This window comes from Halorientalis litorea (assembly GCF_023028225.1).
Classification (GTDB): domain Archaea; phylum Halobacteriota; class Halobacteria; order Halobacteriales; family Haloarculaceae; genus Halorientalis; species Halorientalis litorea.
Genome location: NZ_CP095482.1, coordinates 1,061,945 through 1,075,658, shown reverse-complemented (window position 1 = coordinate 1,075,658; position 13,714 = coordinate 1,061,945). Strand labels below are relative to the sequence as shown.

15 protein-coding genes are annotated in these 13,714 nt (G+C 66.6%); 7 read left to right on the top strand and 8 right to left on the bottom strand.

Annotated elements, in window-relative coordinates; genetic code table 11:
- Positions 1-19 precede the first annotated feature (19 nt).
- Positions 20-1,339, bottom strand: a complete 1,320-nt coding sequence (locus MUG95_RS05800) for a phosphoglucose isomerase-related protein (RefSeq protein WP_247010127.1) — start codon at positions 1,337-1,339, stop codon at positions 20-22.
- Between the two features lie 105 nt (positions 1,340-1,444).
- Here MUG95_RS05800 and MUG95_RS05795 point away from each other — a divergent pair, with 105 nt between their 5' ends.
- From MUG95_RS05795 to MUG95_RS05780, 4 genes are all read left to right on the top strand, one after another.
- A complete protein-coding gene (locus MUG95_RS05795; RefSeq protein WP_247010126.1) occupies positions 1,445-2,017 on the top strand; it encodes a DUF8056 family protein in 573 nt (190 codons plus the stop codon).
- Positions 2,018-2,057: 40 nt separating this feature from the next.
- Complete coding sequence (locus MUG95_RS05790) at positions 2,058-2,516, top strand: DUF5812 family protein (protein ID WP_247010125.1); 459 nt, start codon at positions 2,058-2,060, stop codon at positions 2,514-2,516.
- A 144-nt stretch (positions 2,517-2,660) separates the two neighbouring features.
- A complete protein-coding gene (secF, locus tag MUG95_RS05785) occupies positions 2,661-3,536 on the top strand; it encodes a protein translocase subunit SecF (protein WP_247010124.1) in 876 nt (291 codons plus the stop codon).
- 34 nt (positions 3,537-3,570) lie between these two features.
- On the top strand, positions 3,571-5,163 hold the full coding sequence (locus MUG95_RS05780; RefSeq protein ID WP_247010123.1) for a preprotein translocase subunit SecD: 1,593 nt from the start codon (positions 3,571-3,573) through the stop codon (positions 5,161-5,163).
- 133 nt (positions 5,164-5,296) lie between these two features.
- Here MUG95_RS05780 and rnhB read toward each other — a convergent pair whose 3' ends face one another.
- From rnhB to MUG95_RS05760, 4 genes are all read right to left on the bottom strand, one after another.
- Complete coding sequence (gene rnhB, locus MUG95_RS05775) at positions 5,297-5,941, bottom strand: ribonuclease HII (RefSeq protein ID WP_247010122.1); 645 nt, start codon at positions 5,939-5,941, stop codon at positions 5,297-5,299.
- A gap of 58 nt (positions 5,942-5,999) precedes the next feature.
- Positions 6,000-6,194: a hypothetical protein gene (locus MUG95_RS05770; RefSeq protein ID WP_247010121.1), complete on the bottom strand. Its 195-nt coding sequence runs from the start codon at positions 6,192-6,194 to the stop codon at positions 6,000-6,002.
- Positions 6,195-6,258: 64 nt separating this feature from the next.
- On the bottom strand, positions 6,259-7,557 hold the full coding sequence (locus tag MUG95_RS05765; RefSeq protein ID WP_247010120.1) for a tRNA pseudouridine(54/55) synthase Pus10: 1,299 nt from the start codon (positions 7,555-7,557) through the stop codon (positions 6,259-6,261).
- Positions 7,558-7,606: 49 nt separating this feature from the next.
- On the bottom strand, positions 7,607-8,476 hold the full coding sequence (locus MUG95_RS05760; protein ID WP_247010119.1) for an esterase/lipase family protein: 870 nt from the start codon (positions 8,474-8,476) through the stop codon (positions 7,607-7,609).
- 392 nt (positions 8,477-8,868) lie between these two features.
- On the opposite strand from MUG95_RS05760, the gene MUG95_RS05755 reads away from it, so the two are divergent.
- Entirely contained in the window at positions 8,869-10,419 is a 1,551-nt protein-coding gene (locus tag MUG95_RS05755; RefSeq protein ID WP_247010118.1) for an aldehyde dehydrogenase family protein, read from the top strand.
- Here the strand turns inward: MUG95_RS05755 and MUG95_RS05750 are convergent, their stop codons facing one another.
- From MUG95_RS05750 to MUG95_RS05740, 3 genes are read right to left on the bottom strand one after another with little or no spacing between them, the layout of a single operon-like run.
- On the bottom strand, positions 10,420-10,743 hold the full coding sequence (locus tag MUG95_RS05750; RefSeq protein WP_247010117.1) for a DUF5615 family PIN-like protein: 324 nt from the start codon (positions 10,741-10,743) through the stop codon (positions 10,420-10,422).
- Positions 10,740-10,964 (bottom strand): DUF433 domain-containing protein, encoded by a 225-nt coding sequence (locus MUG95_RS05745; RefSeq protein ID WP_247010116.1) that lies wholly within the window; start codon positions 10,962-10,964, stop codon positions 10,740-10,742. The genes MUG95_RS05750 and MUG95_RS05745 overlap by 4 nt, the downstream gene beginning before the upstream one ends.
- Before the next feature lie 47 nt (positions 10,965-11,011).
- On the bottom strand, positions 11,012-11,674 hold the full coding sequence (locus MUG95_RS05740) for a helix-turn-helix domain-containing protein (protein WP_247010115.1): 663 nt from the start codon (positions 11,672-11,674) through the stop codon (positions 11,012-11,014).
- 191 nt (positions 11,675-11,865) lie between these two features.
- Here MUG95_RS05740 and MUG95_RS05735 point away from each other — a divergent pair, with 191 nt between their 5' ends.
- Positions 11,866-12,774: a ferritin family protein gene (locus tag MUG95_RS05735; RefSeq protein ID WP_247010114.1), complete on the top strand. Its 909-nt coding sequence runs from the start codon at positions 11,866-11,868 to the stop codon at positions 12,772-12,774.
- 102 nt (positions 12,775-12,876) lie between these two features.
- A complete protein-coding gene (locus MUG95_RS05730) occupies positions 12,877-13,692 on the top strand; it encodes an undecaprenyl-diphosphate phosphatase (protein WP_247010113.1) in 816 nt (271 codons plus the stop codon).
- Positions 13,693-13,714: the final 22 nt, after the last annotated feature.

The following is a 13,714-nucleotide window of genomic DNA, read 5'->3' as shown; positions in this document are numbered from 1 at the left end:
CGTTGGGTGGTCTGTTCCGCTACTCCACACGGAGCGTCGTCTTCTCGGAGACGGCGTCGGCCTCCTCGAAGTCGCCGCCCCCGAGCAGGCCGCGGGCGGCCCGCTTGCCCCACTCGACGGCCGGCTGTGTGAACGTCTCGACGTCCGCGAGTTCGCCCGCGAGAACGCAGGCGACCTCCATCCCGTACAGCAACTCGCCGACGCTCTCGGCGTCGAGTCGGTCCAGTTCCACCCGGACGTTAGGTCGCCCCGCCGCCGCGAGACTGGCCTCGGTCGCCTCGAACTCCGCGTCCAAGAGCGTCCCGAGCGAGGCTCCCCCGAGGTAGGACAGCCCCTCGATGTCCGTGGTCGGTATCTCGCAGTCGGGTCGGGCACGCGGGCGCACGAGCGTCACCATCTTGTCCCGCGGACCGGCGCGGTACAACTGCAACTGGGAGTGCTGGTCCGTCGCACCGAGTGCCCGCGCCGGCGTCTGTCCCGTCCCCTCTTTCCCGAGACTCTCGGCCCACAACTGGGCGAACCACTCCGCGAACGCTTCCAGCCGTTCGGCGTAGGGCATCATCGCCGTCACACCCGCGCCGCGCGCTTCGAGCGCGTGGCTCACCGCGCCGTAGGCGTACCCGGGACAGTCGTACAGCGAGGGCGCGAGCGAGTCCGCCGCCCGCTTGCCGCCAGTGAGCAGTCCCTCGATGTCGTGGCCCTGTATCGCCGCGGGGACGAAGCCGACGGCCGAGAGCGCGGCGAACCGGCCGGGGACGCCCGTCGGTACGTCGAGTGCGGGCAAGTCGTGCGTCTCGGCCAGTTCCCGGAGCGGGCCGTCGGGACCGGTCGTCACGACGGTTCGCTCGGTCCAGTCGACGCCCGCCTCGGCCATCGCCTCGCGGACGACGAGGAAGTTCGCCAGCGTCTCGGCCGTCGTCCCCGACCGGGAGACGACGTTGACCGCCGTCTCGGCCAGCGGCAGGTCGGCCAGCACCTCGCGGACGCGCTGGGGGTCCACGTTGTCGAGGACGAACAGCGGCGGTGCGTCGGTGCCGTCGCCGCCGGCGTCGAGACCGCCCAGTGCCTGCGAGACGGTCGCCGCGCCGAGCGCGCTCCCGCCGATGCCGACGACCAGCACCGCCTCCGCGTCGGTCAGCGGGTCGACGGCCCGTTCGATTTCGGCGGCGTCCGTCCGCTCGGGCAGATTCAGGGCGGCGTACCCGAACTCGCCGTCGGCCCGGCCCTGCGCGATACGTTCGTGAGCGTCCGCGACGCGGGCGTCGAGGCTGTCCAACTCGCCCCGGGAGATTCCGGGGTCGGCCTCGCTCGCCAGTGCGTTCCCGATGTCGACGTTCATACCAACCCTGTCCGGCGGGTCGGCAAAACACTTCCCCGTTCGCTCCACGTGACACCGGCCGGTGAACCGCGCCGCTTTTCGGCGATGCCCCCCTACGGACGTGCAATGACGGACGGGGGAGCCGACGCGGCCGGCGAGGACGAGGCGAAGTCGACCTACAAGGGGTTGTTCGGTGCGTTCCCCTACGCGTTCCGAACGAGCGACTCCCGCCTGTTCCGGTCGTACGTGGCCATCGGCGGACTGCTGGCCGCCATCGTCACGGTGATGTTCGTCATCGCGTTGCTCGTCCTCGTCGCCAACACGACTGGCACGGCGGGTGGCGTGTTCACCTTCTCCCGTGCCTTCTTCATCGCAGTCGGGATGTTCGTCCTCGCGCCGCTCATCGCGCCCGTGCTGTACGTCGCCCGCCGGCACCGCCGCCGGACGCCTATCAGTGAGCACTACGACACCGCCATGGCACTCGCCGGGTACGCGTTCATCCTCGCGCTGTACGTCGGCCTCGTGGCGTCCATCCCGGAGTGTTTCGACTTCGGCGACGGGACGACCTGCCGTGACCCGCCACAGGGACTGTTCGCGCCGGCCGTCGCCGTCCTGTACGCCCTCCCGCCGGTTTCGGGGTTGGTCCCGCCCGCGGTCACGGGGGTCGCCATCGTCCTCGTGGACCGGTATCTCCGGTGAGTCACAACGCCGAAGGGTCGCCGGCCCGAACCGGTGGCTGATGAAAGAGGGGACCTTTCTCGTCACGAACGCCGACGACGCGTCGGCGGTCCTGCAGGACGTACGCGACAGCCAGATACACACGCTCGCCGACAACCCCGGCGTCGAAACCGGCGAAATCGTCGTCGCGGCACTCGAACCGGACCCGCCGATGGAGGTGGCGTGGCGCGTGACCGACCTCCGTGAACAGTACACGGTCCCGGTCGAGCGCAGTCCCGAGCCACCGACACAACAGGCCCGCGACGTCGCCGCCGAGCAGTCCGTCGGTGACCTCTCGACGCGGGAGCGCGCCGGCGAGGGCGAGGTCCACATCCTCACCGTCCCACCCGAGGAGACGGAGAACGCGGCCGCGGACGTGGTCGGGGACGAGGAGACCGTCGCGCGGGCCGCCCGCCTCGGCGTCGAACGTGTCGAGGTCCGCGCCGCCGACGGCGTCGTCAGCGTCCGCTACCTCCCCTGACCCGGTGCCCACGGTGGCGGAGGGCGGTGGCCGCAGGCGGTCCGGGGCCGCCAGTGGAACCGAGATAAGAAGGCTTATTCGGGGCTGTTGCACACGGTGGCGTATGATGGCGTTCGAGGTGCCGGTCGCGAGGGGGTGGACCGGATGAGCGGTCTCACCGACATCCCCGACCGGTTCCCGGAAGTCGACTACACTCGCTACTCCAACCGACAGCTCGCAGTGATTCCGCTCGCGGTGCTGGCGGTGGCACTGGCGATACTGGCCGGGTGGTATCTGACGACCGGGGCACCGGTCGCGCTCGGTATCGAGTTCACTGGTGGAACGGAGATACAGATAGTCACGAGCGACTCCCAAGCCGAGATACAGAGCAGTATCTCCGGGTTCGCCGTCGAATCGGTCCAGCCGGTGCAGGGGGCCGACCGGTACATCGTGACGACGCAATCGACCGACAACGAGTTGATTCGCTCACAGATGGAGAGTGCGGGCTACGAGGTGGCCTCGCTCGGACAGACGACGGCCAGTTTCGGGTCCGACTCCGTCCGGCTGGCACTCATGGGCATCACCGTCGCGTTCGTCGGGATGAGTGCCATCATCTTCGTCCTCTTCCGGTCGTTCGTCCCCTCCATCGCCGTGGTCCTCTCGGCGTTTTCGGACATCGTGATTCCGCTCGCGCTGATGAACGTCTTCGGCATCAAACTCTCGCTGGGGGCGGTTGCCGCGCTCCTGATGCTCATCGGGTATAGCGTGGACTCGGACGTGCTGTTGAACAACCACATCCTGCGGCGGCGGGGTGGGTTCTACGAGTCCACGTATCGGGCGATGCGGACCGGTGTGTCGATGACGCTGACCTCGCTGTCGGCGATGATAGTGATGACCATCACGGCGACGTTGCTGGGGATACCGCTGCTGCCGTCCATCGGCATCATCCTCGTGTTCGGACTGGCGGCGGACCTGATGAACACCTACATGCTCAATCTCAGCCTCCTGCGGTGGTACAAGTACGAGGGGGTCACACGATGACCCGGCCGTCGGCAGTACCCCGGGGTGAGCAGACATGAACATCCGCGACAACTGGCGTATCGTCCTGCTCGTGCTGTTCACGATAGCCAGTACCGCCCTCCTCTTCGCGCCGATGGTCGCCGGCGGCGGCGGTGGCGGTGGCAGCGGTGGCGGCAACCAAGTGGTCGGGTTGGACTACGGCCTCGAACTCTCCGGCGGGACGCGCATCCGCGCGCCGCTCATCGGCATGCACGCCGAACCGGTCGACCTACAGAACGAGAGCTTGACCGACGTGCGGTCGGACCTGGCCGGTGACCTCGGCGTGTCACAGACCGACATCGGACTCAGGCCACAGGAGCGGGCAATCGAGGTGTACTCGAAGAACGTCTCCGAATCGGCGTTCGTGTCCGCCCTCAACGACAACGGGTTCGACGTGACGGCCGACGACGTGGACCGCGGCGTCACCGCACCCACCCGCGACTCCGTGGTCGACACGCTGAACAACAAAATCAACCAAGGCGGACTGACTGGGGGACAGGCCCGGACGACCACCTCGGGGACCGGCGAGACGTTCGTCATCGTCGAGGTGCCCAACGCGAACCGGACCGAGGTGCTCGACCTCATCGAGGACCGCGGGCAGGTCGAAATCGTCGCGCACTTCCCGGACCAGCGCGACGGGAACACGACCTACCGTGACGTCTCGCTGCTGACCAACGACGACTTCACGAACGTCGGGTCGGCCCGACAGCCCAGTCAACAGCAGCCACAGCCACACGTCTCGGTGAGCCTCACCGACGAGGCGGCACGCAACTACTCCAACGCGATGCAGCAGTTCGGCTTCACCGGACCGGGCGTCGCTAACTGTCCGACACAGTACGCGCGGAACAACCCCGACGACGCCGAGGGGTACTGCCTGTACACGGTCCTCGACGACCGGGTGGTGTACGCCGCCCAGATGAGTCGGGGACTCGCACAGAACATGGAGACGGGTGACTTCGTGCGCGGGCCGACGTTCGTCATGACGACGACGAACATGTCCGAGGCCCAGCAGTTGTCCATCAATCTCAAGGCTGGCGCGCTGACGACGGAACTCGACATCGAGGACCGCGGGACGACGTACTTCCTCCAGCCAGCACTCGCACAGGACTTCAAGTTCTTCTCGCTGGTGACCGGACTGGTCGCGTGGCTCGCGGTCAGCGGCGTGGTGTTCGTCCGCTACGGGAGCCCCCGCGTCGCCGTGCCGATGCTGGCGACGGCCGCCGCGGAGGTGTTCCTGTTGCTCGGGTTCGCGGCGGGCGTCGGGTTGGCGTTGGACCTCAGCCACATCGCCGGGTTCATCGCCGTCATCGGGACGGGGGTGGACGACCTCATCATCATCGCCGACGAGATACTTCAGCAGGGGAAAGTCGCCACGGGCCGAGTGTTCCAGAACCGCTTCCGTAAGGCGTTCTGGGTCATCGGCGCGGCGGCGGCGACGACCATCATCGCGATGAGTCCGCTGACGGTCGTCTCGCTGGGCGACCTGACCGGGTTCGCCATCGTCACCATCGTCGGTGTCCTGCTGGGTGTGCTGGTCACCCGTCCGGCCTACGGCGACGTGCTCCGGTACCTGATGCTCTCCGAGGAAGAACGCAGCCGCGAGGAGTAGCCCAGTTTCCACGCGTTTTCACGCGGAGAAAAATCACCTCTCGTTTTGTATGGATAGCGACCGTCGATAGACCTGCGGGCGTCGAGCACCGGCCGTTTCGAGACGCTCCGCCCCGTTTCACCCCCCATCCGACTCAGAACTCCGCGAGTGACGACTGGGCGGCGGCCGCGAGTACGTCCTCGCTCGTGCCCCACGACCGGCGCGCGCACGCCGGGAGGTCGCCGTGGTCGGCCACGTACGCCCGGAGGAACGCGCGCGTCGTCGGGTCGCTCGGGTAGCCACTGCCCGGGTCGTAGCCGTCCAACCCCGCCGCCATCTCCGCGACGTGCGCGTCCCGTTCGACTTTGGCGACGATGCTCGCCGCGCCGACCAACGCGTGTGCCTCGTCGGCACCGTGTTCGGCCGTCACGGTCACGTCGACGCCAGTCCGTCCCGCGACGCGCCGCCCGAACCGCTCGGCGTCGGTGTCTCCAGCGTCGACGTGGCCCGTGTCGCCGTCGGCGGCGGCGGCGTCGAGTGCCTCGGCGTGGGCCGCGACGGTGAGCGTGTTCATATCCGTCTCCGGGTCGTCGATGCGTGCCGGCGGGATTTCGGCGACGCCGACGGTGATTCGGTCGTCCGCGCGGAGGCGAGCGGCCAACTCCTCGCGCCGGGCGGGCGCGAGGTTTTTCGAGTCGTCTACCCCGTCGGGGAGTACCTCGTGGTCGGCCCGCACCGCGGCGGCGAACATCGACCCCAGCACCGGCCCTTTCCCGGCCTCGTCGACGCCGAATCGCATACCGGTAGCTCACGCCACTCCGACATAAATCCCGTCGGCCGTCCACCGCCCGCCCCGCTCAGTCGTCCAGTTGCGGTTCGTCGACCGTCTCGGTGTCGAGCGTCGGCGCGTCCATGTCGTACTGTCCGATGGCCGGTTCGGCGATGTCTACGTCGAGCCGCTCCCCGTCCGCGTCCGCCTCAGCGTCCGCCGACAGCGCGTCGTCGACCCACTCCCGCCAGTTCCGGTAGCCCCGCTCCGTTTCGTGACACATACTAACACACCACAGTAACAGAAGGCACGTACGGGCCTAAACGTTGGGACGGACGCCACGCCGGTCAGGCGTCGTCCGTTCCCCGGAAGAACTCGGGACGGGCGAACGGTTCGTCCTCACCCGTCACGTCGAGGACGTCGAGGGCCGTCACCTCGGCGGGGACGCCGAACAGTCCCGCGAGGCTCGGTTCGGTGCGGCCGTCGTCGCTACTGACTAGCTCTTTCACGTACAGGCCGCCCTCCCCGTGGACTTCGACGGTGGCCGTGTGGTCGTCGCTCAACTCGCCGTCGATGTCGTACACCTCGCGGGTGCGCGTCACGTCCGCGCGCCGGTGGGTAACTCGCTGTGGGGTGTCTTGATGAATCGTCGCGCCGTCCAGCGCTTCGAGCGCGGCCGCGAACGACTCGGCGTCGACCGGCTCCTCGAACGTCACGTCCATCCGGTAGGTCTTGGTGGCGTCGAGTTCCTTCACCCGCTCGACCATCTCGTGGGTGGCGAGGCGAAGGCCCTCGACCTCGACTTTCCCCTCGGCGAACTCGTTGACCTCGCGTTCGAGTGCCGTGGGGTCCACGTCGCGGGTGCGTGGCTCCTTCACTTCGAGGACGAACGGCCGCCCGGATTCGAGCATGAGCGCGTCCACGTCCTCGCGGCCCGCGCCGTGGAAGACGGCTTCCTCGCCGTCCATCGCCTCGCGGACGGGCGGGGCGGTCAACTGTTCGACGCTCTCGTCGTAGCGGTAGCCCGACCCGCCACAGCCGTCACACGCGGCCCCGCGCTTCCGGCCGGTGCCGCCGCAGTCGTTGCAAGGCCACTTCGTCTGCGGGATGTCACGCTCCAATTTGCGGTAGCGACCGTAGACGAACGCGGAGTTGACCTGCACGCTGAGTTCGTCTGTGGCGAGGTCAAGTATCACCAGCACGTCGGGACGCTCGAAGTCGACTTCGGCGTCGGTGTCCGCACCCAGCCGTTTGCCGACTTCGCGGTTGAGTTCGGCCTTGAGCGGTTCGCCCGCGTCCGGGTCCAGCCCCACGTCCTCGCGGAGCAGTCGGTCGTTCTCTTCCAGCAGCGGCGGGACTTTGGTCCCGGTCTGATACGTGTCGAACTCGTACTCCGCGAGTGCGTGGGCCGCGCGTTCGGCCCACTCCTCGTAGCGGTCGCTCTCGTCTTCACAGACCCAACACTCCCCGTCCGGTTCGTACTCCGCGACCGGTACGTCGTCTTCGAGGGCGGCCGCGACGCGAAGCGACCGCCCGCGCTCGGCGTTGGTCAGTCCGAAACTCCGGTCGGCCACTAACCGGCCGAGGCAGGCGTCACAGACCGGTCCGGTCTCCACGGCCCGGCGGGCCGTCGCCAGCACTGTCATTACGCACCCAACACGGGGCACCCGTAACTCCCTTGCCCTTCGTCGTCGGTCAGTCGTCCGCTCTGATGGTGGCGAGGTTGTACGGCTTCTCGCCCGTGAGCCACTCGTAGACGTACTCGATGCTCGTGAGACTCGCCCGGACGCCGTCGTGGTCCGTCTTGAGCGCGACGTTCGTCGCACCCGCCAGTGCCGGACTGTCCCGACAGTTCCAGAACAGCGGGTCCTGCGTGCCCCGGATGGTGTAGTAGTCCACGTCGCCCGGCGTCTCGTTCTCGTTGAGTTGGGCGAGCGGGTGGTCGCCGAGGCGTTCGTAGTCGTCCCGGAGGAACGCACTCATCTTGTACGTCCCGCCGGTGAGGCCGACGTTGGCGGCCATCGAGTTCAGTACCGTCCCGTGGTTCGCGCCCGCCAGTCCCACGAACGAATCGACCCACTCGTATCGGTCCCGCCGGTCCAACCAGTAGCGCGCGCCCGTCACGCCGAGACTGTGTCCGACGATGGCCACCTCCGACGCCCCGGTGTACTCGCGGACGTGGGCGACGAAGTGGTCGAGTTGTGCGGCCATCGCCCCGTGGCTCGGACTGCCCGACTCGAAGGTAATCGCCCAGAGGTCGTCGCCGGCGAACGAGCGGTTCAGGAAGAAGTCGGTGTAGCCGGTCCAGTCACAGGCGTCCCGCTGGTTCCCGTGGACGAATACGACAGGTGTCGCTTCGCTTCCGGCCTCCGTGCCGTGGTACTCGTGGCCGCCCCAGCCACCGTACCCGGACCCGGTCCAGGGCAAGCGGTCGTCGTCCGTTCGGTCGTGGTCACAGCCGACCCGACATCCCCCGTTGCTCCGGCACCGCCGCAGCCCCGCGAGGTTCTGCGTCAGCCGCCGCATCACGCTGGGAGTCGGAACCGACCCCCGCTTCGAAGACATATCTGTTCTATGTGAACGTATGTCGTATATAGATGTCGCCTTACATTGGACGCACAGAATCTGAAAGAAACACCGACGTGCGACGAACGTTCCGCCTCGTTTACCACTGTTATTGGAGCAGCTGTCCCAGTGTACAGTTTGTGACTGTAGCGTACAGCAATCGCGGTGGATACGGCGGAATATGTCTCGAATTGGTCACCTCTCGCTGGCCCCGGACTGTAGCGACGGACTCCTTTTTGTGGTAGATAATAACACGCATTCAGCGGTCGGCCCGTCTCGGCGGGGTCGGTCGGCGGTCCAGTCCGGTATCTCTCTCGCCCGCGCGGCTGAAATCAACGGCCCGATTATTGAGGCACCACGAATATGATGGGCGTGATAGAAGTGGGAAGGACATGCAACGCGAGTATTTCGACGGCGACCGAGTGAACGTCGCCGAGGGGGTCCGCGAGAAACACACGGCCGTCGCCGCCGAGGTAATCGGCGAGGACACGTACGGTCACCTCGTCGGTGGTGAGTGGGTCGAATCGTCGAGCGGCGAGACGGTTCCGGCCGTGGACTCGACGACGGGCCAGCACCTCGCAGACTTCCAGCAGGGGACCGCCGAGGACGTGGACCGCGCCGTCGCGGCGGCGCGGGACGGCTTCGAGGCGTGGCGCGACGTGTCGCCACAGCAACGCTCGGAGACGTTGTTCGAGGTGGCCGACCGACTCGAGGACCGCCGGACGGAAATCGCCCGCCTCGACAGCCTCGAGATGGGGAAGGCGAACCAGCACTCGATGTTCGTGGACCTCGAAGTCGCCATCGAACAGTTCCGCTACTTCGGGAGTCTCGCCCGCACCGCCGACGAGGGGCGGCGACCGCCCGCGAGCGACGACCGCTTGACCTACACCCAGCGAGAACCGTACGGCGTCGTCGGCCTCATCAGCGCGTGGAACTTCCCCGCGATGTTCGTCGCGTGGAAAGTCGCGCCGGCACTGGCCGCGGGCAACGCCGTCGTCTACAAGCCGTCCTCGCGCGCCTCGCTCTCGTCGCTGGAGATGGCCCGAACTATCCAGCGCGTCCTCCCCGACGGCGCGGTCAACGTCGTCACCGGCCCGGGGAGCGTCGTCGGCGACGCCATCGCGAGCCACGAGGGCGTGAACAAGGTGGGGCTCACTGGGTCGACGGCGGCCGGGAAGTTCACGATGCAGAACGCCGCCGAGACTATCACCCCGGTGTCGCTGGAACTGGGCGGCAAGAGTCCGAACATCGTCTTCCCCGACGCCGACATCGAGAAGGCCGTCCAAGGCTCCATCATCGCGTCGTGGTTCAACGTCGGCCAGCAGTGTACGATGGGGTCGCGCCTGTTCCTCCACGAGGACGTCTACGACGAGTTCCTAGACGCGTTCGTCGAGGCGACGGCCGACCTGACCGTCGGCGACCCGCTCTCGCCGCTGACCGACGTGGGGCCGCTGGTCGACCACGACCACCTCGCGGACGTCCAGTCCTACGTCGACACCGCCCTGGAGGAGGGTGCGACGCTCGCCTACGGCGGCGAACAGCCGGCGGACCCCGAGTTGGACGGCGCGCCGTTCCTCAAGCCGACGATTCTGACCGACATCGAGAACGACGACACCGTGGCCTGCGAGGAGGTGTTCGGCCCGGTACTGTCGGTCATCGAGTGGTCCGACTACGACGAGATGATGGCAGAAGCCAACGACACCATCTACGGCCTCGCCTCGGGCGTCTGGACCCAGAGTCTCGACGACGCGAAGCGGGCGGCTGACGACCTCGAAGCCGGGACGGTCTGGGTCAACACGTGGAACGACATGTTCGAGCCCAGTCCCTACGGCGGCTACAAGCAGTCCGGGATGGGCCGGGAACTCTCCGAGGAGACGCTCGACGACTACACCCAAACCAAGTCCGTGACCATCAACTTCGGCGGCCTGCCGAACATGGGCTGATTACAGGTACGCGATGGTTCGGTCGTTCCTATCTCGCTCCGCGAGGTGGGCATCGACTGCTTTCACCACGTCACCGATACGCTTCCCTTCCTGTTCGACGTAGACTAGTCCTGCGTGTTCGAGTCTGTCGCCTTCGACCAGCGAGAGGAAGTCGTCGTCGAACGTCACCAGTATCCAGTCGTTCTCGACGGCATAACTCAACTGAGCGTGGTCGCCGTCACCCAACGTGTTTTCCCCACGCGCGGTGTAGACCGTCCAGCCGCGGCGTTGTAGCCCATCGGCGACAGGGACCCAAATACTCTCGTCGCAATAGAGTGCCCTCATGCCGTCGCGGCGTCGGCGGGTCTGAAGTCGCTGATGTGGTCGTAGTAGTACGCGAGTGCCCGGTGTACGTCGCTCAACGAGAGGTCCGGATACAGTTGCGTGATTTCATCCGGGTCGTATCCACTGTGCTCGTACGCGACGGCGATATCCTCGACGCGGATGCCGGTACCCTCGATGGTCGGGGCTCCGTCGCTGTGTTCGGCGTCTCGTACGATGCTCATACAACAAGATGCGTCCGCAACCGTCTTGAACTGTGTGGTCGGGTGCCCTACCCCGGCGTAATCTCGGTGAGGACGCGCGACTCTATCTTGCGGAGGTGCTCCCCGACGGTGACGGGCGCGATGCCGAGTTCGTCGCCGATGTCCTCGTACGTGGCGTCGCGGGGCACGGCGTAGTATCCCATGTCGATGGCCTTGAGGAGGATGTCCTGTTGGCGTTCGGTGAGCATCGAGAACAGTTGCCGGTCGTCCGGGTCGTACTCTCCGATGGCCTCCAACTCGACGTTCAGTTCCTTCGGGATGGTCCCCATCGCGTCGGTGATGGTCGCCTCCTGTGCCATGCCGCTGACGCGAATCCCTCCGTCCGGCAGACACTCGATAGGCGTGTCGATGATGACGCTGTGTTCCTGCGGGAGGCGAAACAGCGCGTTCACCACGTCGTTGGGTTGGAAGTGAATGTACCCGTGTAGGTCGTTCCCGGACCGCGAGATGGAGTAGGCGAGTATGTCGGTATCCCCTTCCAGCACGTCCCGTGCCTGATCGATGTCACCCCGCACCTGATAGAGGAACACGACGGTTCCGTCGTCCAACTGGTTGAAGTGGTGGATGGCGACCCGTTCGACGTCGGGCGACTCGATTATCGCCTCCTCGGCCGGGTGGAATCCCCGGAACTCCTCCGTCTCCGGCCGCAACACCAGTTCCACGTGTCGCATGCCCTGTGATACTGTCTCCGTCTATATTGTTCTTGGCAAAACCCCGGAATGATTGCTTCTATCCACCAATACATGCGGCCTGCATATGACGGTGGTTTAAACCCACCATTGTACTGTTGCACCAGCGATAGTCCAGTATAGTCCTTCCGTGTCGGTGTACCATGACGCAGGTTGAGGACTCGAGCCGCGAGATGCGACTCGACCAGGACTCGTTCGCGCAGGGATACTTCAAAAACGCCGTCTACCGCCACTGGGACCCGTACGACATCGAGGGCCTCGAAGCCGACAAGGAGAAGATGATCGACTTCGCCCCCGACGAAGAGAAGTTCGACGAGCTCCGGACGGCCATCGCCCGGTTCGGTGCCGGCGAAGAGGCGGTGACGGAGGACCTGATGCCGCTGGGTCTGGTTCTCGAGGACATCAACGACCAGATGTTCCTCTCCAGCCAGATTTACGAGGAGGGCAAACACACGCAGTTCTTCGACCGCTACTGGCGCGAGGTCATCAACGCCACGGCCGAGGAACTGGGCTACGAGGTGACCCAGCCGACGGACCAGCGATACTTCAACGACCACTACATCGCGCTGTTCGACAAGACGGAGGCCGCGATGGAGAACCTCCTCGAGGACGACTCTCCGCGTGCCCGGACCGAGGCCTACTGCCACTACCACCTGACCGTCGAGTCCGTCCTCGCACAGACGGGCTACTACGGCTTCACCTCGGCGTTCAGCGAGTCGGGAACGGACGACGTGACCGACGAGGACTACCCCAACGCCGAGGGCCTCGTCAACGGCATCTCCAAGATTCGCTCCGACGAGGGTCGCCACGTCGGCTTCGGGATGCAGAAGGTGCGAGGCTACGTCCAGAGCGGTGAAGTCGACGAGGACGTGGTTCAGGAGACGCTTCAGGACCTGATGCCCCACGTCGCCGGAACGTTCGGCGACCTCACGGAGGGGCTGAACCCGATGCCACTCATCGAGTACTCCCGTGACAAACTGACCCGTCGCATCGAAATCATCACCGACGCCGAGGCTGAGGTCCCCGACGTCGACGAACTCGTCAAACTCAACGACAGCGACGAGGCTGCCGCCGCGGACTGACGACCACAGCGACAGTCTCGCGGACGGTTCTGGGGCCGAGTCCCATCGCGGCCGCCGAGCGAGTCGAACGACCTTTGTTCGAGCCACGCCGTCCTCCTCGACATGGACGCGTGGGTCGTGGCCGTTCTCGTCGGCCTCGTACAGGGCGTGTTGGAGTGGCTTCCCGTCTCCAGCGAGGGGGCGACCGCGCTCTTTCTGACCGTCGCGGGCGGTGCCGACGCCACCGCTGCAGTGCGGTACTCGCTCTTTCTGCACGCCGGAACGGCCGTCGCGGCCGCCGCTTACTACCGCCGTGACATCCGTGCGGTCCTGCTGACTGGGCGAACGATGGACTTCGATGCCGTCTTCGCCGACGACACGGCCGAATTGGCGTTCCTCGTGACGGCGACGGCAATCTCCGCCGTCGTGGGGTTCGCCGCCTACGGGACGCTACTGGCCGTCGCCACCGAACTCGCTGGCGGCGCGTTCGTCGCCCTAATCGGGGGACTGCTCGTCCTGACCGGTCTCGTCCAGCGGGTTGCGGACGCCCGTGCGGTCGCCCGGCGCGACACACCGTCACCGCTCGATGCGGTGGTGGTCGGTGGACTCCAAGGACTGGCAATCCTGCCGGGCGTCTCCCGGTCCGGGACGACGGTCAGCGCGCTCTTGCTTCGTGGCCACGACGGCGGGGCCGCGCTCCGCCTCTCGTTTCTCCTCTCGGTTCCGGCGGCACTCGGAGCGGGGATGCTGGCCGTCCTCGATGGGGGCGTGAGTGCCGTCGACCCGGGGTCGGCACCCCTCGCGCTCGCGGTGAGTGCCGTCGTCGGGTACCTGACCGTCGGCGCGCTCGTCGCGTTAGTCGAGCGCGTGGCGTTCTGGGCCGTGTGTGTCGGTTTCGGGACGGTGGCCGTCGGCGGCGGCGTCGCGTTGGTCCTGTAGCGGTAGTGGACACTCGTCGGAC

Coding starts and splice junctions, on each gene's coding strand:
- MUG95_RS05800 (WP_247010127.1), bottom strand. CDS start 1,339: ATGAACGTCGACATCGGGAACGCACTGGCGAGCGAGGCCGACCCCGGA.
- MUG95_RS05795 (WP_247010126.1), top strand. CDS start 1,445: ATGACGGACGGGGGAGCCGACGCGGCCGGCGAGGACGAGGCGAAGTCG.
- MUG95_RS05790 (WP_247010125.1), top strand. CDS start 2,058: ATGAAAGAGGGGACCTTTCTCGTCACGAACGCCGACGACGCGTCGGCG.
- secF (WP_247010124.1), top strand. CDS start 2,661: ATGAGCGGTCTCACCGACATCCCCGACCGGTTCCCGGAAGTCGACTAC.
- MUG95_RS05780 (WP_247010123.1), top strand. CDS start 3,571: ATGAACATCCGCGACAACTGGCGTATCGTCCTGCTCGTGCTGTTCACG.
- rnhB (WP_247010122.1), bottom strand. CDS start 5,941: ATGCGATTCGGCGTCGACGAGGCCGGGAAAGGGCCGGTGCTGGGGTCG.
- MUG95_RS05770 (WP_247010121.1), bottom strand. CDS start 6,194: ATGTGTCACGAAACGGAGCGGGGCTACCGGAACTGGCGGGAGTGGGTC.
- MUG95_RS05765 (WP_247010120.1), bottom strand. CDS start 7,557: ATGACAGTGCTGGCGACGGCCCGCCGGGCCGTGGAGACCGGACCGGTC.
- MUG95_RS05760 (WP_247010119.1), bottom strand. CDS start 8,476: ATGTCTTCGAAGCGGGGGTCGGTTCCGACTCCCAGCGTGATGCGGCGG.
- MUG95_RS05755 (WP_247010118.1), top strand. CDS start 8,869: ATGCAACGCGAGTATTTCGACGGCGACCGAGTGAACGTCGCCGAGGGG.
- MUG95_RS05750 (WP_247010117.1), bottom strand. CDS start 10,743: ATGAGGGCACTCTATTGCGACGAGAGTATTTGGGTCCCTGTCGCCGAT.
- MUG95_RS05745 (WP_247010116.1), bottom strand. CDS start 10,964: ATGAGCATCGTACGAGACGCCGAACACAGCGACGGAGCCCCGACCATC.
- MUG95_RS05740 (WP_247010115.1), bottom strand. CDS start 11,674: ATGCGACACGTGGAACTGGTGTTGCGGCCGGAGACGGAGGAGTTCCGG.
- MUG95_RS05735 (WP_247010114.1), top strand. CDS start 11,866: ATGCGACTCGACCAGGACTCGTTCGCGCAGGGATACTTCAAAAACGCC.
- MUG95_RS05730 (WP_247010113.1), top strand. CDS start 12,877: ATGGACGCGTGGGTCGTGGCCGTTCTCGTCGGCCTCGTACAGGGCGTG.